This window comes from Alistipes sp. AM16-43 (assembly GCF_003435745.1).
Lineage (GTDB): Bacteria > Bacteroidota > Bacteroidia > Bacteroidales > Rikenellaceae > Alistipes > Alistipes onderdonkii.
The window spans coordinates 16,645-35,536 of sequence record NZ_QTUQ01000010.1 but is presented as its reverse complement, the minus strand read 5'-3'; the positions used below and the strand labels follow the sequence as shown (position 1 = coordinate 35,536).

At 60.6% G+C, this 18,892-nt stretch carries 15 protein-coding genes and 1 pseudogene; 8 read left to right on the top strand and 8 right to left on the bottom strand.

The features are described 5' to 3' along the window. Positions 1-12: 12 nt before the first annotated feature. The 3 genes and pseudogenes from DW189_RS13110 to DW189_RS13100 form a co-directional block, all read right to left on the bottom strand. Positions 13-1,347 (bottom strand): annotated as a pseudogene (locus tag DW189_RS13110) (sugar porter family MFS transporter); the annotation flags it as partial. A 28-nt stretch (positions 1,348-1,375) separates the two neighbouring features. After that, complete coding sequence (locus tag DW189_RS13105) at positions 1,376-3,445, bottom strand: pyruvate formate lyase family protein (protein ID WP_117508498.1); 2,070 nt, start codon at positions 3,443-3,445, stop codon at positions 1,376-1,378. After that, entirely contained in the window at positions 3,442-4,200 is a 759-nt protein-coding gene (locus tag DW189_RS13100; protein ID WP_022331785.1) for a radical SAM protein, read from the bottom strand. The genes DW189_RS13105 and DW189_RS13100 overlap by 4 nt, the downstream gene beginning before the upstream one ends. Positions 4,201-4,345: 145 nt before the next feature. Between DW189_RS13100 and DW189_RS13095 the strand changes: the two genes are divergently transcribed. Continuing rightward, the gene (locus tag DW189_RS13095) at positions 4,346-5,323 is read left to right on the top strand and encodes a GntR family transcriptional regulator (RefSeq protein ID WP_117508496.1); all 978 of its coding nucleotides are present in this window, start codon (positions 4,346-4,348) and stop codon (positions 5,321-5,323) included. A gap of 290 nt (positions 5,324-5,613) precedes the next feature. On the opposite strand, the gene DW189_RS13090 is transcribed toward DW189_RS13095, so the two are convergent. The 5 genes from DW189_RS13090 to DW189_RS13070 form a co-directional block, all read right to left on the bottom strand. Continuing rightward, positions 5,614-6,120, bottom strand: a complete 507-nt coding sequence (locus DW189_RS13090) for a hypothetical protein (protein WP_232045521.1) — start codon at positions 6,118-6,120, stop codon at positions 5,614-5,616. Between the two features lie 252 nt (positions 6,121-6,372). Further along, positions 6,373-7,869 (bottom strand): potassium/proton antiporter, encoded by a 1,497-nt coding sequence (locus DW189_RS13085; RefSeq protein WP_055212613.1) that lies wholly within the window; start codon positions 7,867-7,869, stop codon positions 6,373-6,375. A 20-nt stretch (positions 7,870-7,889) separates the two neighbouring features. Then, positions 7,890-8,393, bottom strand: coding sequence for a hypothetical protein (locus tag DW189_RS13080; RefSeq protein ID WP_232045519.1), 504 nt, complete (start codon positions 8,391-8,393; stop codon positions 7,890-7,892). A 57-nt stretch (positions 8,394-8,450) separates the two neighbouring features. Then, positions 8,451-8,837 (bottom strand): hypothetical protein, encoded by a 387-nt coding sequence (locus DW189_RS13075; protein WP_117508493.1) that lies wholly within the window; start codon positions 8,835-8,837, stop codon positions 8,451-8,453. Between the two features lie 72 nt (positions 8,838-8,909). Then, entirely contained in the window at positions 8,910-9,704 is a 795-nt protein-coding gene (locus DW189_RS13070; RefSeq protein WP_018696796.1) for a TonB family protein, read from the bottom strand. Between the two features lie 168 nt (positions 9,705-9,872). On the opposite strand from DW189_RS13070, the gene DW189_RS13065 reads away from it, so the two are divergent. From DW189_RS13065 to DW189_RS13035, 7 genes are all read left to right on the top strand, one after another. Continuing rightward, complete coding sequence (locus DW189_RS13065; protein ID WP_055204929.1) at positions 9,873-11,270, top strand: bifunctional UDP-3-O-[3-hydroxymyristoyl] N-acetylglucosamine deacetylase/3-hydroxyacyl-ACP dehydratase; 1,398 nt, start codon at positions 9,873-9,875, stop codon at positions 11,268-11,270. A gap of 3 nt (positions 11,271-11,273) precedes the next feature. Further along, positions 11,274-12,068, top strand: a complete 795-nt coding sequence (gene lpxA, locus DW189_RS13060; protein ID WP_117508492.1) for an acyl-ACP--UDP-N-acetylglucosamine O-acyltransferase — start codon at positions 11,274-11,276, stop codon at positions 12,066-12,068. Positions 12,069-12,193: 125 nt separating this feature from the next. Continuing rightward, on the top strand, positions 12,194-12,661 hold the full coding sequence (gene rimP / locus DW189_RS13055) for a ribosome assembly cofactor RimP (protein WP_117508491.1): 468 nt from the start codon (positions 12,194-12,196) through the stop codon (positions 12,659-12,661). Between the two features lie 84 nt (positions 12,662-12,745). Beyond that, positions 12,746-13,978, top strand: coding sequence for a transcription termination factor NusA (gene nusA, locus DW189_RS13050; protein WP_032134262.1), 1,233 nt, complete (start codon positions 12,746-12,748; stop codon positions 13,976-13,978). Positions 13,979-14,005: 27 nt separating this feature from the next. Further along, positions 14,006-16,933 (top strand): translation initiation factor IF-2, encoded by a 2,928-nt coding sequence (gene infB, locus DW189_RS13045; RefSeq protein WP_117508490.1) that lies wholly within the window; start codon positions 14,006-14,008, stop codon positions 16,931-16,933. Positions 16,934-16,940: 7 nt separating this feature from the next. Then, positions 16,941-17,597 (top strand): hypothetical protein, encoded by a 657-nt coding sequence (locus tag DW189_RS13040; RefSeq protein ID WP_117508489.1) that lies wholly within the window; start codon positions 16,941-16,943, stop codon positions 17,595-17,597. Between the two features lie 2 nt (positions 17,598-17,599). Next, a partial coding sequence (locus DW189_RS13035; protein ID WP_147326498.1) for an acetyl-CoA hydrolase/transferase family protein occupies positions 17,600-18,892 on the top strand: 1,293 nt, incomplete at its 3' end.

The following is an 18,892-nucleotide window of genomic DNA, read 5'->3' as shown; positions in this document are numbered from 1 at the left end:
ATGTCCGGGTTTTTATTTTACCAGTTCTTTCTGTATCTGTTCGAGCGATTTGTCCTTGGTCTCGGGGAGCTTTATCGCAAAGATAAGGCTGCCGAGGGCAATAAGCGCGAAAAATCCGAAGATATAGGTGCCGCCGACCGAAAGGAAGACGGGGAAGAACCACGACAGCAGCGCCGACCACACCCAGTGGGTCATGCTGCCCAGCACCTGCCCCTTGGCACGCACCGAATTGGGGAAGACCTCGGAAATGACCACCCAGATCGTAGCGCCCAGCGACACGGCGAAGAAGGCGATGTAGCCCATCAGGCAGACGAGCATGTAGTAACCTTCGAAGCGTTCGAGCCAGAACCCGCGCGCCACGAGCACCAGCGAGACGAACATCCCCACGGCACCTACGCCGATGAGCTTCTTCCGCCCCACCTTGTCGATGAGGAACATGCCCAGCATGGTGAACGTGAGGTTGGTGATGCCGATCATGATCGACTGCATCATCGCCCCCTCGCGGAAGACGCCCGACATCTCGAACAGGCGCGGCGCATAGTAGAGGATGGCGTTGATCCCCGTGAGCTGGTTGAACGTCGAGATGAGGAACGCCAGCAGGATGGGGATGAAATATTTTTTCCGGAAAAGCCGCTCGCCCGTATCGCCCGCCCCGGCGAGCGAGGCGCGGATCTCGGCCATTTCGGCTTCGACATTCTCGCGCGTGGTGCGTTCGAGTACACGGCGCGCCTCGGCGTCACGGCTGCGGATAAGCAGCCAGCGGGGGCTTTCGGGCACGGTCATCAGCAACAGGCCGAAGGCCAGTGCCGGGACGGCCTCGATGCCCAGCATCCACTGCCAGTCGTGGGGAATCCCCACGATCCAGTAATTGGTCAGGTAGGCGATGACGATGCCCAGCACGATGTTGAACTGGAAGAAGGCCACGAAACGCCCGCGCCAGTGCGACGGGGAGATCTCGGCGATATACATCGGCCCCACGACCGACGAGGCGCCGACGGCCAGTCCGCCCAGGAAGCGGAAGAACATGAACGAATACCAGTTGACGATCACGGCACTGCCCACGGCCGAGATCAGGTAGAGCCACGCGATCACCTTCAGCGAGCGCAGGCGCCCGTAGCGTTCGGCTGGGCCGCCGCAGACCAGGGCGCCGACGATGGTGCCGATAAGCGCCGTGGCGATCGTGAAGCCGTGCGCGAAGTCCGAGAGCGCATAGATCCCCTGGATCGCCTTTTCGGCACCGGAGATCACGGCCGTGTCGAAGCCGAACAAAAGGCCGCCGAGCGAAGCGACGAAGGCGACATAAAACATGAAGCCTTTAACGGATGTTTTCATATCAGGTCGGATTAGTTGGTTTTCAGTTTCGGTTCACGACGGTTCAGAGGCCGAATTCGATCCGGTTGATCACATGGTTCTGGTAACATTCGTCCAGTTCGACGAAATAGCCGCTCCAGCCCCAGACGCGCACGATCAGGTTGCGGTGCCGCTCGGGATGCACCTTGGCGTCGAGCAGCTTTTCGCGGCTGACGGTATTGAGCTGCAACTGGTGGCCGCCCAGGGCGATGTAGGTCTTGACGAGCATGCCCAGTTTGCGGACGCTCTCCTCGTTGTTGAAGACCGACTGGTCGAACTCGAGGGTCAGCGGCCCGCCGTTGACCACATCCTCCAGACGCGGTTTGGTGAAGGATTTGATGACCGATACGGGCCCGCGCTGGTCGATGAACAGGCTCGGCGAATAGTTGGCGGGGATCATCTCCCCGGCACTGCGGCCGTCGGGCGTGGCACCGAGGCCTGCGGCATGGAAAACATAGTACATGGCCGTACCGGTGCCGGCGCGGTAGATGCCGCCCCGCTCGTTGCGGCGCCCTTCGAGCGCACGTGCGAACGATGCGAGCAGGTCGCGCCCGATGGAGTCGGCATAGTCGTCGTCCTGCCCCATCTTGGGAGCCTCCCGGCGCAGCAGGCGTTGTAATTCGGGTGCGCCGCGGAAGTCGTCCTCCAGCGCCGAGAGCAGCGTCGGGGCATCGAAACGGCGCTCCTCGAAGTAGAATTTGCGCAGCGCCGCCAGCGAGTCGGCCGCCGTGGCAATGCCCGTGCCGTGCAGGCCGTAGTTGTTGTAGCGCGAGCCGAGCGAAATGTCCTGCGCCCGTTCTATGGTGCCGTCCATCAACAGCGACATCATCGGTGCGGGGGCGATGTAGAGGTTGCGGTGCTTGCGGCAGATGGCGTCGGCCTTTTCGGCGATCTTCCGCTCTACACGGCCGTAGAAGGCCGCATAATCGGGGCATTGCTCCAGTTCGGGCAACACCTCGCGCACGCAGCCGATGAGCGACACGGCGTCGATGTTGGGGATGTCCATCGCATGGTTGGGGATGATGAACTCCCAGCAGGCGGCCACGACATAATTGCGGGCGTCCTGCTCCGAGTACCCTTTCTTCATGAGCCCCGGGACGATCACGTCGTCGTTGCTGTACTGCGGGAATCCCAGCCCCTTGCGGGTGAGCTGCGACCCCAGGAAGAAGATTTCGTCGGGCGTATCCGCGTCGACGCGGATGTTGATCTTGGGGTCGATCAGCTCCAGTTCGCAGCTGGCCCGCAGGCACATCTCCGAGAGGCGGTTGAAAAGGTAGTCGCCGTTTGCGGCGCGGCCGCCCAGCACCATGCTCTGGCCGTTGTCGCCCTGCTGCATACCGGGATAGAGGTCGCTGTCCTTGTTGCATGCGAGGAAGAACTCTTCCACCAGGTCGAACGCCTCCTCCTCGGTCAGCACGCCGCTGTCGATGTCATGGCGGAAATAGGGGTACATGTACTGGTCGAAACGCCCCAGCGTATTGTGGTAATTGCCAGCCTCCCAGATCGCGAAATGGAGGATGCGCAGCAGTTGCAGCGCCTCGCGCAGCGACCGGGCGCCGCGCGTACGCACGGCCTCGAGCACTTGGGCTGTATCCGCCTGCCCCGCCTCGCGGGCATGGACGGCGTAACGCCCCGTAAGCTCCTGCACGGCCTCGATGCAGAGCGCCACCGACCCCAGGAAGATACGCTGTTCCTGGTCGAGCGAATCGTCCGTCAGGCGGGAAGCGATTTCGGCCTTCCGGGCATCGAGCCCAAGGCGGATGGTGGTTTCGTAGTCGGGCGATATGTTGCAGACCGTCCCGCGCTCGTGGATGTAGTGCGACGCCTTGATCCCGTCCCACTCCTGCGGGGTGAAGATTTCGGGCACTTCGGTAACGGTGCGGGTGAATACGATCTTCTCGCCCGGCAGGATCACGGGCTGTTCGGCACGCATCAGGGCGGCGAGCATCTCCGCCGAGCGCCTCACGGGCGGCATTCCGGCCGCTGCAAACCCGATATTGAGGTTGTCCAGCCCGAGCCGGGCCGGGGTACGGCGCAGGACATGGTGCTCTTTGCGGAGGATATAGCCGCGCAGGTTTTCGATTCTGGGATTCATTGTATGAGTGTTTTAAGATTGTAGTCGCTGAAAACGTCGTGGACACGGGGCTCCGCCCCGGTATCGAAACCGGGGGCATACGTCCGGCCGATCATGGCGTACTTCGCCCCGGCGGTCTTGTGGTAGCGCAGGATCTCGACCCGCTCCAGCCCCGGGGCATCCTTAATCAGCAGGCAGGTCTGCAACATGTTCTCCCGCGTATCGTTCACCCCGGGGATCAGCGGGATGCGGACGACGAACGGCCGGCCCGAAGTGCACAGCCATGCCAGGTTGCGCAGGATGGGGGCATTGTCCACCCCCGTCCAGCGGCGGTGCTGCACCGGGTCGGCGTGCTTCACGTCGAACAGCACCAGATCGGCGTGCCCCGCCACCCGGCGGAAAACATCCGGCGCGGCATAGCCGCTCGTCTCGACGGCCGTATGCACCCCCGCGGCCTGCAACGCGGCAAGCACCTCTGCCGCAAATGCGGCCTGCAGGAGCGGCTCGCCGCCCGTGAGCGTCACACCGCCGCGGTTCATGGCGTATACCGCCTTGTTGCGCAGCAGTTTGCCGGCCAGCTCCCCCGAGCAGATCGCGTACCCGCACATCGTGCGGCCGTCGCGGCGATCCATATACTGCGGCTCGGGGGAAATGCCCTCGGGATTGTGGCACCAGGCACAGCGAAGCGGGCACCCTTTCAGGAAAACGGTGGTGCGGATACCCGGCCCGTCGTGTATGGCGAACTCCTCGATGCTGAAAACAATCCCTTTCTCCATTGCGCTGTACGATCTTTCGGGCAAATATAAACAAAATTTCGTCATACTGGTACGAACTGGTATGTTTTTTTTTATTTTTCGTACCGGTTCGTACCGATATTACCCGATTTTATGTATATTTGCACGACATTGCGTGTGCAAAGCCATGAAAAACAACGAATCGAAATACAAACAGGTCGTCAACTTCGTCATCGACGGCATCGCCGAAGGGAAGCTCCAGAAGGGGGACTGGATACCCTCGATCAACGAATTCCGCGAGAACTACCGTCTCTCGCGCGACACCGTGTTCGCCGGGCTGAGCGAACTCAAATCGCGCGGCATCATCGCCTCGACGCCCGGCGTGGGCTACTACATCGCCTCGGCGCGAATCCCCTCGGAACAGAATATTTTCCTGCTCTTCAACGAATTCAACGAATTCAAGGAAGACCTCTACAACTCGTTCATGGAGCACGTCGGCAAAGGCGTAAGCGTAGACCTCTATTTCCACAACTACAACCGCAGGGTCTTCGACGCGCTGGTGACCGACGCCAACGGCAAATACACCACCTATATCATCATGCCGGGCAAGTTCACCGGCATCGCGCCGCTGCTCGAAAGCCTCTCGGGGCGGGTGTTCCTGCTCGACCACTTCCACCCCGAACTGCTGGGCAGGTATTCGTCCGTTGCGCAAAACTTCGAAAAGGACACCTACGAGGCGCTCTGCCACGGGCTGCGGCATATCCGCAAATACGAACGGCTGCTGATGGTGCAGCACGAAAAAAAGGAGCCGCAGGAGCGCTACGACGGACTGGTGCGCTTCTGTGCGGAACACGGGTTCGGGCACGAATACCTCGCCTCGATCCGCGACCGCGAAATCCGCGAAGGCGACCTGTTCATCCTCGTCAGCGACCGCGACCTGGTGACGCTGCTCAAGCAGGCCGAGCGGCAGCAGATGACGCCCGGCCGCGAATTCGGCATCATTTCGTACAACGACACGCCGCTCAAGGAGATCCTCGCGGGCGGGATCACCACCCTCTCGACCGACTTCCGCCAGATGGGGCTGACGCTGGCGCAGCTGATCTTCCAGAAAGGCATCCGCAACATCGAGAACCCCTGGATGCTCAACATCCGGCGCTCCCTGTAAAACGGCAGCAGGCCGCGATTCCGCCCTCCCTGCGGGCGGAGCAGCGGACTGACGGGCTGACGAGCTTACAGACTAATGAGCCGGCGGACAGACAGACAGACAGACAGACAGACAGACGAACCAATGGGCTGACGGGCGGGCAAACTGGCAGACCGAAGGACTGGCGGGCCGGCGGACTGATGAGTTGACGGACGGACAAACCGATGGATTGGCAGATTGACAGCCGGGGAAACGGCTCCGGCATACGCCCCGAAAACAAACATCCCGAACTACGAATGTCCGGGATGTTTTTATTTCTTCGCCCTGCGCAACTCTTTCGCCCTGCGCTGCGCCTCCTGCGCTTCGGCCCGCTGTTCCAGCACCTCCTTGCGGGATCGGAACTTTTCCCGCCCCGACAAGACCCGCTCTTCATAACGCCGCTGTCTGAGCCTTCCCAACCAGTCAGGCGCCAGCACGACCGAGACATACCCGATCGCCTGTCCCGCGCAGTAACACCCGACCTGCGCCCACAAATTTCCCTCGAACGCCCCGACGGGCAGCACCCGGTATTCCAGCCAGGGAAACAGGGCGAACATCACCAGCAGCATGGCTGCATCGAGCCGTTCGTTGCGCGACCATCCGAGCCTGCGCCACCCCAAGAGGAGGGCCAGCAGGTTGATGCACAGCATGGAGGGGACAAGCATCCGGGGCGTAAGCAGCGACACCCCGGGACGGAACAGGATGACATAAAGGCCCGGCAGGGCGGGCAAGACGAGCTGCGCGGCAAACAGCCCTATTTTCATTCGTTCGGTTTTCATAGAGGTACGGAAATCGGGGCAGCCCCCGATACGGCACATCGAATATAGGAAAAAATCCCGGACGGTGCAAATCGCCGTCCGGCTTTTCGTCCGGCAAAGCGAAACAAAATCCCGGCGATTCGCTCGCCGGGATCTGCCTGTGTCCGGCAGGCTCCAAGTCACCGGATACCGGACATACCTGTCCCTCCGGAAGGGATTTGCGGAACGGCTCCTGAATTCCCGACGGAACAGGAACCCTCCTCCGCGGGAAGCCTACCCTAACTTCATGACATCGTCGATGCCCATGTCCTTATAGGTGGTTGCCAGCTCCTCGCTGCGGTCGGAAATGACCAGCAGCTTGTCGCCCAGCTTGAGTTCCGTCTTACCCTGCGGCACGAAATACTCGCCGTCGCGGCAGACCATCATCACCAGCGTATTCTCGGGGAGGGTGATGTCCTTGAGCGTATGCCCGCTTTCGAGCATCGTCTCGTTGACCTCGACCTCCGTAAGCGCCGACTTCATGTCCTGGTGCATGTCGACGCTGAAGGCCGACTCGCGCTCCTCATAGGCCAGCCCCAGCAGGTTGGCCATGCCGCTCACCGTAGTGCCCTGCACCAGCAGCGAAATGATCGTCCCCAGGAAAACCACGTTGAACAGCAGCCCGGCATTCTCCACATGCGCCATCAGCGGATAGATGGCGAAGAGGATAGGCACAGCGCCGCGCAACCCGACCCACGACACGTAAAGCCGTGCCTTGGTCGTAAACTTGCGGAACGGGAGCAGGCAAGCGAAGACCGTCAGCGGACGCGCCACAAGGATCATGAACGCCCCCACCAGCCCGCCGAGGATCAGCACCCGGGGTTCGAGCAGTTCGTTGCTGTTCACGAACAGGCCCAGCGTGAGGAACATCACGATCTGCATGAGCCACGTGAACCCGTCGAAGAAAACCGTCAGCGGCCGTTTCTGCTGGAGCTTGTGGTTACCGATAACCAGACCCGAAAGGTAGACGGCCAGGTAGCCGTTGCCCTTGATCAGGTCGGTGAAGGCGAACGAGAAGAAGATGAATGCCAGCAGGAGCACCGAGTAGAGCGAATGGTTGACCAGGTTGATGCGGTTGATCGTCCATACGGCCAGCCGCCCGATCAGGTACCCGGACAGGGCGCCCACGACCATCTGCACCACGAAAAAGACTACGCTCATGCCCAGGCCGACGCCGGACGAGGTATTCGACACGACACTGATGAGCAGGATGGTCATCATGTATGCCATCGGGTCGTTCGAACCGCTCTCCAGCTCCAGCAGCGGGCGCAGATTTTGCTTGAGCCCCTGTTTCTTGCTTCGCAGGATGGAGAAAACCGACGCCGAGTCGGTCGAGGACATCGTGGAGGCCAGCAGCAGTGCCAGCGCGAACGGTATTTCGATCCCCAGCCACGGAGCCACCAGCCACACGAAACCGGCCAGCACGAACGCCGTCATGACCACGCCGACCGTAGCCAGTACGACGCCCGGGCCGATGATGGGTTTTATCTCCGAGAACTTCGTGTCCATACCGCCCGTGAAGAGGATAATACACAAGGCGATCATACCCACGAACTGGGTCATCTCGACCGAACGGTACGAGATGAAATTCAAACCGAACAACATGCCCACCCCGAGGAACAGCAACAGCGCGGGGGCCCCGAAACGATACGCGACCTTACCGGCCATCACCGCCACGAAGAGCAGCAACGCGCCTACCAATACTACGTTTTCACCACTGATGTCTATCATTCTTCTCCGTTTATGTTACGTTATGCTTTATCTACTATGTTCAGCCTGGTCAGGGGCTTGTACTCCAGGTCGGCGTACTCGAACGCCTGCATGGCTGCAAAACGGTTGTCGGGCGTACGGTAGAGGGCCACCGTGAGCGCCGGGACATTCGCGCGTGCCAGGCCGAGCAGCCGGTCTACGGCGCCGTTCTCAACCGACTGCACCACATCGGCACGGACGCCCCGGTCGAAGTAGAGCTCCTCGAAAACGAGGTAGCAATGCTTGTCCTTGTGGAAGGGCACGCCCCCCGAGCCGAAGAGCCGGATCGCAGCCATGACCATCCCCGAGAGGATCAGCAGCCCGCCGATGAAAACGATCGCCGAACGCATGTTGTTCGTGAGCTCCGCCCCGTACATATTGTTCACTACCACCAACGCAACGCCGGCAATGAACAGCACGGCAGCGCGCAACTGGGACTTACGGCGTTTTACCACAACGCCCCCGGGCAAGGCGTACATCGCCTCGCAAATTTTATTCCTATCCATATCTTTTTCATTATTAATCGTTTGTATTTCCTTTGTAAACCGGTAAAATACAACACGCTAAATAATGAGCCGGCGCAGGCGGTAGACGTAGTAGTCTACGGCATGCAGGCCGACGGACAGGTCAGAAGATTTGAATTCCGAGGTTACTTTCACGACACCCGCCTCGAACCGGTTCGCCGCAAAACGGTCGGCGTTCTGGCCGGTTTCGGATCCGCCGCGTTGGGAAACGGGCACGACCGGGGCAGGAGATACTTCCCCCGCCGCGCGGGGCAAATTCAGGTCGGCATTGTACTCGCGCTCGCAACGCCATTGGTCGTGGGAAGCGCGGTCGACCGAAATCGTGACGGCGGCATGCTCCGCACCGGACGCAGGAATCTCCCTGCCGCCCGTTTCGTAGAACAGGCAACACAGCAAGCCCGACAGTATGATCGCGATTTTACGCATGCCTGAATTTCGATCGGCAACAAAGATAAAAAAAATCCGGCAAACATCACGCCTCTGCGGGGCAAAAAGAACTTATTGGGGGATAAAAATATACGTAATCGTCCCTTGCTGGCGTGCCGGGGCGGAGTCGTCGATGTTGAAACGCGACCTGCGGGCCGAACCGAGCGCCGAAGAGCGCATGCACTCGTCCCCGCCTTCGACCACCCGGGCGTTCGTCACGTCGCCCGCACGGTTGACCGTAATCTCGACCACCACTTCGCCGCCGCCTTCGCATTTGTAGGCCGGGACGGCCAGGTAGCGGGACGTCCGCACCGGGTCGGTCAGCGAAAAGGAAACCGTGACGCGCCCCTTGACCTTGCGATCCTGGTGCTCGGAATCCTCCCCGGCGCCGCGGCGCTGGCGGATGGCGCGCTCCTCGGCGAGCCCCTGTTCGTAAGCCTCGCGGTTGGCACGCATGCGCTCCTCGGCCGCAGCTGCGGCATCGTTGAGCGCCGCGGCATTGGTACCGCGGTCGTCCCTGAGCTTTTCGTTCAGCGCGTTTTCGTTCGAAACCTGGTTCTGGATGCTCCGCCAGTCGATCGGGTCTTTCTCCTGCCGTTCGCGCGCCAGCCGTTCCAGCCTGTCGCGCTCCTGTTCCAGCTCGGCCAGCGTCTGCAGGTCGATATACATCCCCTGGGTATGGGGCTTGCGGCCGACGACGATCTTCGACGAAACGAAGGCGATCATCAGCACCAGGTAGGCGATGAGCGTCACGCACAACCCGATGCGGTGGTCGTACGTCCACGAACCGGCATCCTGCTTCCGTTTCTCGAAAGGCAGGCGCAGGCGGGGGCGTTTGACTCGTTTTTCCGGTTCCGGCGTCGGCATGGCGTGTTTCCTGTTTTTTCCGCACAAAAATACTGTTTTTTTCCGAAATATCCACCCACGCCCGCGGTGATGTCGCTATAAACCCTTACTTTTTATAATAACCGCATAGGTACTTTTTATTAAGAAAAAATTTTTATCTTTGCGCGTAAATAATCGGAAACACTGCTTATGTCAACAAAACAACAAACGCTGAAGGCCCCGATCTCATTCTCCGGCAAGGGCCTCCACACGGGCGTCAAGGTAACCATGACCGTCAATCCCGCCGAAGTCGACACGGGGATCGTATTCCGCCGCACCGACCTCGAAGGGCAACCCATAATACCCGCACTCTGCGACTACGTCGTAGACACTTCGCGCGGCACGACCATCGAGAGCGGCGGCCACCGCGTAAGCACCATCGAACATATCATGTCGGCGCTCTGGACGCTGGGCGTGGACAACGCCGTGATCGACATCGACGCCCCCGAGACCCCCATCATGGACGGTTCGGCCTGCGCCTATGCCAAGGCCATCACCGAAACGGGCGTCGCCGACCAGGACGCCGAACGCAAATTCTACCACGTGACCGAAAAGATGGTCTACACGATCCCCGAGAAGGGCGTGGCCATCATCCTCTATCCCGACGACGAGTTTTCGGTCTCGGTGCACGTGGACTACAACTCGAAGGTCATCGGCAACCAGTACGCCACCTTCAACCCGGGTGACAACTACGCCGAGAAAATCTCGCCCTGCCGCACGTTCGTCTTCCTGCACGAACTGGAGCCGCTCATCAAAATGAACCTCATCAAGGGCGGCGACCTGGACAACGCCATCGTCGTGGTCGAAAACCCTGTCCCGGCCGACCAGCTGGAACACCTGAAAAAGATCTTCAACAAGCCCGACATCGAGATCAAGGCGGGCTACCTCAACAACCTCGAACTGCGCTGCAACAACGAACTGGCGCGCCACAAGCTGCTCGACCTGCTGGGCGACTTCGCACTGCTGGGCGTCCGCATCAAAGGCCGCGTCTGGGCCACCCGCCCCGGGCATTTCGCCAACACCGAGTTCATGAAGCAGCTCAAGCACACCATCCGCCGGGCCGGCGAAAAACCCCGTTTCCAGTACGACTGCCGCAAGCCGCCGCTCCACGACATCAACGACATCCGCCACATGCTGCCCCACCGTCCGCCGTTCCTGCTGGTCGACCGCATCTTCCACCGCGACGCGACGGACGTGGCCGGTATCAAGAACGTCACAATGAACGAACCCTTCTTCGTGGGGCATTTCCCCGAAGAGCCCGTCATGCCGGGCGTGCTGATCGTCGAGGCGATGGCCCAGTGCAGCGGCATCCTCGTGCTGGGCGACGTGCCCGACCCGGAGAACTACTCGACCTATTTCATGAAGATCGACGGCGTCAAGTTCAAGCGCAAGGTCGTCCCCGGTGACACGCTCCAGTTCGAAATCCACCTCATGGAGCCGATCCGCCGCGGCGTGGCCGTCGTGGAGGCAAAGGCCTTTGTAGGCGAAACCCTCGCCTGCGAAGCCGTACTGATGGCCCAGGTCGTTAAAAACAAAAACAACAAGTAAGCGATGATCAGCAATCTGGCATACATCCATCCCGACGCCAAAATCGGGAACAATGTCACGGTGGAACCTTTCGCCTATATCGCCGGCGACGTCGTGATCGGCGACGACTGCTGGATCGGGCCCGGCGCCGTGATCCACGACGGGGCGCGCATCGGCAAAGGGTGCAGGATACATACCGCAGCCTCCGTCTCCTGCCTGCCGCAGGATCTGAAATTCGCAGGCGAGGTCACGACGGCCGAGATCGGCGACTACAACGACATCCGCGAGTATGTGACCATCAGCCGCGGCACGGCGTCGCGCGGCAAGACGGTCGTGGGCGACCACAACCTGCTCATGGCCTACGTCCACATCGCCCACGACGACGTGGTCGGCAGTAACTGCGTCATCGCCAACCGCGTGTCGCTGGCCGGCGAGGTCGAGATCGGCGACTGGGTGGTGATCGGCGGCCATGCCGCCATACACCAGTGGACGCGCATCGGCGACCACGCCATGATCCAGGGCGGGGCGCTGCTGGGGCAGGACGCCCCTCCGTTCGTCATCGTACGCAACGACACGATGCGCTTCGCGGGCATCAACAAGATCGGGCTCTCGCGCCGCGGCTTCACCCCCGAGCGCATCGGCGAGATCCACGACGCCTGCCGCATCCTCTTCCAGAGCGGCCTGAACTACATGTCGGGGTGCGAGGAGGTCGAGAAGCAGGTACCCCAAAGCAAGGAACGCGACGAGCTGGTGAAATTCATCCGCGAATCGAAGCGCGGCATCATCAAGCCCTATGAAAGCGTATCGAAAGAGGAGTAAAATTTCCGTATAAATATTGGTATATTAGAAATTTTCACTATATTTGCAATGTCGAAAGACAAAGCAAGTGGTAAGGGGACGGGGAGTCCCCTTATTTTATACATATTCACGACCGGTATTCAGCTATGATCGACACAAAAAAGATAATCGAGGCGGCGGAGCGCAACCTGCAGGGGACGGACATGTACGTCGTGGGATGCACCTGCACGCCCGGCAACGATATCGAGCTGCTCATCGACAGCGACACCTCGGTGGCCATCGACGCCTGCGTCAGGCTCAGCCGCTCGATCGAGGAGGAATTGGATCGCGACGAGGAGGATTTCTCGCTGACGGTGGCTTCGGCCGGCATCGGGTCGGAGCTCAAGTGCCTGCGCCAGTACCGCAAGCTGGTCGGCAGCACGGTCGAGGTGCTGCTCACCTCGGGCATCAAGGTGCTGGCGAAACTCGACGCGGCCGACGACCAGGGCATCACCCTCTCCTACGAGGAGAAGCAGGCCGTCGAAGGCAAAAAACGCAAGCAACTGGTGACGGTGACGCGCCGTTACGGCTTCGGCGAAATCAAGTCCGCGCGGGAGTGGCTGGATTTCAAATAGGCACTCGCGCCGGACAACCCCGGACAAACGGCGGGGAGCCGCAGGCAAAAACAAGCATAAACTGAAAACAAGATAAACGACACAATGGACAATCTCAATCTTATCAGCAACTTTGCCGAGTTCAAAGAGCTGAAGAACATCGACAAGAGCACGATGATCGGTGTGCTGGAGGACGTTTTCCGCCACGCACTGCAGAAACAGTACGAAACGGACGAGAATTTCGACGTCATCATCAACCCCGAGAAGGGCGACCTCGAAATCTGGCGCAACCGCACCGTCGTCGAGGACGGCGCAGTCGAGAATCCCAATACGCAGATCGCCGTGTCGGAGGTCAAGGCCATCGACCCGACCTACGAGATCGGCGACGAATATGCCGACGAGATCAAACTCGCCTCGTTCGGCCGCCGCACCGTGTTGTCGCTGCGCCAAAACCTGGCATCGCGCATCCTCGACCTGGAGAAGGCCAGCCTCTACGAGAAGTATTCGGAGAAGGTCGGCGAGATTGTCACCGGCGAAGTTTACCAGGTGTGGAAAAAGGAGGTGCTGATCCTCGACGACGAGGAGAACGAACTGATCCTGCCCAAGGCGGAGCAGATTCCCAACGACTTCTACCGCAAGGGCGATACCATCAAGGCCATCGTCAAGTCGGTCGAGATGAACAATAACCAGCCGCGTATCATCCTTTCGCGCACGGCCAACCAGTTCCTCGAACGCCTCTTCGAGCAGGAGGTTCCCGAGATCTTCGACGGGCTGATCACCATCAAGAAGATCGTCCGCATCCCGGGCGAGCGCGCCAAAGTCGCCGTGGAGTCCTACGACGAACGCATCGACCCGGTAGGCGCATGCGTAGGCATGAAGGGTTCGCGCATCTACTCGATCGTCAAGGAGCTGCGCAACGAAAACATCGACGTGGTGAACTACACGGCCAACCCGTCGCTGATGATCCAGCGTGCGCTGAATCCCGCCAAGATTTCGAGCATCACCATCGACGAGGAGAAAATGACCGCTTCGGTCTACCTCAAGCCCGACCAGGTGTCGCTGGCCATCGGCAAGGGCGGCCTGAACATCCGCCTCTCGAAGATGCTCACCGGGTACGACATTGACGTATACCGCGAGGTCGAAGAAGAGGACGTGGCCCTCACCGAATTCGCCGACGAGATCGACGGATGGATCATCGACGCTCTGAAGAACGTCGGCTGCGACACGGCCAAGAGCGTGCTGGAACTGCCCGTAGAGGAGATCGCCGCGCGTGCCGACCTGGAGCTGGAACAGGCACAGAAGGTCGTCGAAATCCTGAAGGCCGAATTTGAAGAGTAACATAAGCAAGAAAGGAAAACACAAGATATGGGTAACGAAAGAAAATTAAGGCTCATTCAGGTTGCAAAGGAGTTCAAGGTGGGACTGAATACCATCACGGACTTCCTGCAGAAGAAGGGCATCAAGAGCGACGGGTCGCCCAATACGCTGGTCGACGCGGAGACTTATGCCGTCCTGGAGAAGGAGTTCGGGGCGAACCGCGCCGCAGGCAATGCACGCGAGTCGATCCGCGAGCGTATCTCCCTGAAGCAGACGACCATCACCCTCGAAGAAGCTAAGAAGCAGGAGCGCGAGGAGGAAAAAGAGGTGGTCATCAAAAGCAACGTAATCAGCGTCAAGGACGAAATCCAGCAGCCGAAGTTCCTCGGCAAGATCGACCTGTCGCCCAAACCCAAGGCTGCCCCCGCCCCGAAGGCAGAAGCTGAAAAACCCGCCGCACAGCATCCTGCGGCACCCGCTGCACCGGCACCTGCCCAGGCGCCCAAAGCTGCCGCACAGCCCGCACCTGCCATGCCTGCAAGCCCGGAAGCCCGTCCGGCACAGCCAGCCCCGGCTACACAGGCAAGCCACGCCGCACCGGCCACGCCGGCGCCCGCAGCACAAGCTGCGCCCGCTGAACCTGCAAAACCCGCAGCACCGGCCACGCCGGCATCCGCAGCGCAGGCTCCCGGACAACCGGAGACCAAACCCGCAGAAGCTCCGGCACCCGCGCCGGAACCGGCCGCACCCAAGGACAACATCTTCCGTCCGGAGACCGTGACCCTCACCGGGCCGCAGGTACTCGGTACGATGGACGTGTCGGGATTCGTGGCCGGCGGCAAGCACAAGCGCAAGCGCCTGCAAAAGGAGAAAGTCGACGTCAGCAAGGCCCCGAGGGGCAATGCGCAGGGCGGCGGCAACAAGCAGGGTGGACAAGGGGGCCAGGGCGGCCAGAACCGTCCCGGACAGGGCGGGCAAAACCGTCCCGGCGCCCAGAACCAGCCCAAACCGGGCGAAGGCCGTCGCAACAAAAACAAAGGCAAGGCCGCACCCAAGCCGATCGTACGCCCCGAAGTGAGCGACGAGGAGGTTTCGAAGCAGGTAAAGGACACCCTGGCACGCCTGACGGCCAAGGGTGCCAAAAGCAAGAGTGCCAAATACCGCAAGGATAAACGCGACGCCGTTGCCGAGCGTATGAACGAAGAGTTCGAACGCGAGGAACAGGAACGCTCGACCCTCAAAGTCACGGAGTTCGTGACCGTGAGCGAGTTGGCGACGATGATGAACGTGTCGCCCACGCAGGTCATCACGGCCTGCATGAACCTGGGACTGATGGTCTCCATCAACCAGCGCCTCGACGCCGAAGCGCTCGTCGTGGTCGCCGAGGAGTTCGGCTACAAGGTCGAATTCGTCTCGGTCGAGATCCAGGAGGCCATCAACGACGAGGGCGAAGACAAGGAGGAAGACCTCGTGCCCCGTCCGCCGATCGTCACGGTCATGGGACACGTCGACCACGGTAAGACCTCGCTGCTGGACAACATCCGCAAAACCAACGTCATCGAAGGCGAGGCCGGAGGTATCACGCAGCACATCGGTGCGTACAGCGTCGAGCTCAACGGCCAGAAAATCACGTTCCTCGATACGCCGGGCCACGAAGCCTTCACGGCCATGCGTGCCCGCGGTGCCGCCGTAACGGACGTCGCGATCATCATCGTGGCGGCCGACGACAGCGTCATGCCGCAGACGATCGAGGCCATCAACCATGCGCAGGCCGCAGGCGTGCCGATGGTCTTCGCCATCAACAAGATCGACAAGCCCAATGCCAACCCCGACCACATCAAGGAGCAGCTCTCGCAGATGAACTATCTGGTGGAGTCGTGGGGCGGTAAATACCAGGATCAGGAAGTTTCGGCCAAGAAAGGCCTGAACCTCGACAAACTGCTCGAAAAGGTGCTGCTCGAAGCCGAGATGCTCGACCTGAAGGCCAACCCCGACAAGAAGGCGCAGGGCACGGTCATCGAATCGACGCTCGACAAGGGCCGCGGGTACGTCTCGACGATCCTCGTGCAGAGCGGTACGCTCCACGTGGGCGACGTGATCCTGTCGGGCACCTACACGGGCCGCGTAAAGGCCATGTTCAACGAGAACGGCAAGAAGGTCGAATCCGCCGGCCCCTCGACGCCGGTACAGGTGCTGGGACTGAACGGCGCGCCGCAGGCCGGCGATACGTTCAACGTGATGGAGGACGACCGCTCGGCACGCGAAATCGCCAACAAACGCGAGCAGTTGCAGCGCATGCAGGGCATCATGACCCAGAAGCACGTGACGCTTGACGAGATCGGCCGCCGTATCGCCATCGGATCGTTCAAGGAGCTCAACATCATCGTCAAGGGCGACGTGGACGGCTCGATCGAAGCCATGTCGGGCTCGCTCATCAAGCTCTCGAAGGAGACCGTGCAGGTCAACGTCATCCACGCCGCCGTGGGACAGATCTCGGAGTCGGACGTGCTGCTGGCCGCCGCTTCGAACGCCATCATCGTCGGCTTTCAGGTACGCCCGTCGGCTGCGGCGCGCAAGCTGGCCGAGAAGGAGGAGATCGAAATCCGCCTCTACTCGATCATCTACGATGCGATCAACGACATCAAGGATGCCATCGAGGGCATGCTCGAACCCGTGATGAAGGAGGAGATCGTCGCTTCGGTCGAGGTACTGGAGATCTTCAAGATATCGAAGGTCGGCACCGTGGCCGGCTGTATCGTCCGCGAAGGCAAGCTCCAGCGCAACACCCCGATCCGCGTCATCCGCGACGGTATCGTGATCTACACCGGCAAGCTGGGTTCGCTCAAGCGCTTCAAGGACGACGTCAAGGAGGTTGCGGCCGGCCAGGACTGCGGCCTGAACATCGAATCGTTCAACGACATCCGTGTCGGCGACATCGTCGAGGGATACGAACAGGTAGAGGTGAAACGCAAATAGCAACGCCATGCTGAAACGTCTGACCGTTTTGCTGCTGTCGCTCTGCACGCTGTGCGGAGCGGCATCGGCCATGCAACCCGGGGAGGGTAGCACCGCAAAGGAACAGAAGGCGCTGCAAAAGGCCCAGAAGAAAAAACTCCGCCGGGAAGCGCGGCATTTCGAATCCCTGCGCAATGAAGCCGTCGAGAAATTCGCCCGCGGGCACCAGCCCTCGGAGATCAGTACCCCCTCGTTCGTAAACGACTTCCGCATTTCGAACGTCATCTGCGCCGGGGACAACATCACGGGCAACGTGATGCTCCGTTTCGACATCACACCCCTCTACGGGGGGTTCCGCCTCTATATGGGCGGCGAGCGCAACGGCACGGCCGCCTATGCCAAAGGCGCGGCCTATCCTTCGTCCGACCACTACGGCCGGGTCTACATGATGCGCGGAGGACAACCCGAACACGTCGTCGTCATGTTCTACAACATTGCCCCGGGTATCGACACGCTCGATCGCGTGGACATCAGCATGGGCCTTGCCCTGAATACGCTGAACATCATCACGATGCGTAACGTACCGATTTTCTGGACTTACACAGACAAGGCCATCAGGAACTTTGTCCGCGAAAAATCGGCGAAAGGAAACGCTAACCAAAACCAAAATACAAACTTAAAGTAAAAATGACTACCCAGATCAAATTTACGACCGCCGAAGAGGCCGTCAAGGTTATCAAATCGGGCGACCACATCCACCTGAGCTCCGTGGCTTCGGCCCCCCAATGCCTGATCAACGCCATGTGCGCACGCGGCGAGGCCGGCGAACTGAAGGATGTCCACATCCACCACCTGCACACCGAAGGCCCGGCACCCTATGCCGACGAGAAGTTCGAAGGCGTATTCCAGCTCGATTCGTTCTTCGTGGGCGGCAACGTCCGCAAAGTCACCCAGAGCGGCTATGCCGACTATATTCCGATTTTCCTGAGCGAGACGCAGCGCCTCTACCGCTGCGGCGCAGTACCCTGCAATGTGGCGATGATCCAGGTGTCGACGCCCGACAAGCACGGCTTCGTATCGCTCGGCACGTCGGTCGACGCAACGCTGGCCGCCGTGGAGACCGCCGAGCACGTGATCGCCGTCGTAAACAAATATGTCCCCCGCGCATTCGGGCAGGCCATGATCCACTCCTCGAAGATCGACATCTTCGTACAGGATGACAAACCGCTGATGGAGGCGCACTTCACGCAGCCGAACGCCACCGAAGAAGCCATCGGCAAACACTGCGCCGCCCTGATCGAGGACGGTGCGACACTCCAGATGGGCATCGGCGCCATCCCGAACGCCGTACTGGCGCAGCTGGGCAACCACAAGAACCTGGGTATCCACACCGAAATGTTCGCCGACGGCGTACTCCCGCTCGTGGAGAGCGGCGTCATCAACGGCGAAGCCAAGAACATCGACAAGGGCAAGATGGTATCGACGTTCCTGATGGGTTCGCAGCGCGTCTACGACTTCATCGACGACAACCCTGCCGTGCTGATGATGGACGTGGGCTACACGAACGACCCCTATATCATTTCGAAGAACGACCGCGTGACGGCCATCAATTCGGCGCTGCAGGTCGACATTACCGGCCAGGTATGCGCGGACTCGCTGGGCACGAAGTTCTATTCGGGTGTCGGCGGACAGATCGACTTCGTATACGGCGCATCGCTGTCGAAGGGCGGCAAGGCCATCATTGCCATGCCTTCGGTGACCAACAAAGGCATCTCGAAGATCGCCCCCGTACTGTCGCCAGGCGCAGGCGTCGTCACGACCCGCAACCACATCCACTGGTTCGTAACCGAGCACGGGGCCGTAGACCTCTACGGCAAGACGCTGCAGGAGCGCGCACGCCTGATCATCTCCGTAGCCGACCCGTCGGCCCAGGAGGAACTCGACCGTGCCGCCTTCGAGCGTTTCGGCCAGCACCACCAC

Excerpts from the sequence above, each read along its gene's own strand:
- lpxA (WP_117508492.1), top strand. The coding sequence starts at position 11,274 with ATGATCAGCAATCTGGCATACATCCATCCCGACGCCAAAATCGGGAAC.
- DW189_RS13090 (WP_232045521.1), bottom strand. The coding sequence starts at position 6,120 with ATGAAAACCGAACGAATGAAAATAGGGCTGTTTGCCGCGCAGCTCGTC.
- DW189_RS13070 (WP_018696796.1), bottom strand. The coding sequence starts at position 9,704 with ATGCCGACGCCGGAACCGGAAAAACGAGTCAAACGCCCCCGCCTGCGC.
- DW189_RS13100 (WP_022331785.1), bottom strand. The coding sequence starts at position 4,200 with ATGGAGAAAGGGATTGTTTTCAGCATCGAGGAGTTCGCCATACACGAC.
- DW189_RS13105 (WP_117508498.1), bottom strand. The coding sequence starts at position 3,445 with ATGAATCCCAGAATCGAAAACCTGCGCGGCTATATCCTCCGCAAAGAG.
- DW189_RS13085 (WP_055212613.1), bottom strand. The coding sequence starts at position 7,869 with ATGATAGACATCAGTGGTGAAAACGTAGTATTGGTAGGCGCGTTGCTG.
- rimP (WP_117508491.1), top strand. The coding sequence starts at position 12,194 with ATGATCGACACAAAAAAGATAATCGAGGCGGCGGAGCGCAACCTGCAG.
- nusA (WP_032134262.1), top strand. The coding sequence starts at position 12,746 with ATGGACAATCTCAATCTTATCAGCAACTTTGCCGAGTTCAAAGAGCTG.
- DW189_RS13075 (WP_117508493.1), bottom strand. The coding sequence starts at position 8,837 with ATGCGTAAAATCGCGATCATACTGTCGGGCTTGCTGTGTTGCCTGTTC.
- DW189_RS13040 (WP_117508489.1), top strand. The coding sequence starts at position 16,941 with ATGCTGAAACGTCTGACCGTTTTGCTGCTGTCGCTCTGCACGCTGTGC.
- DW189_RS13080 (WP_232045519.1), bottom strand. The coding sequence starts at position 8,393 with ATGGATAGGAATAAAATTTGCGAGGCGATGTACGCCTTGCCCGGGGGC.
- DW189_RS13065 (WP_055204929.1), top strand. The coding sequence starts at position 9,873 with ATGTCAACAAAACAACAAACGCTGAAGGCCCCGATCTCATTCTCCGGC.
- DW189_RS13095 (WP_117508496.1), top strand. The coding sequence starts at position 4,346 with ATGAAAAACAACGAATCGAAATACAAACAGGTCGTCAACTTCGTCATC.
- infB (WP_117508490.1), top strand. The coding sequence starts at position 14,006 with ATGGGTAACGAAAGAAAATTAAGGCTCATTCAGGTTGCAAAGGAGTTC.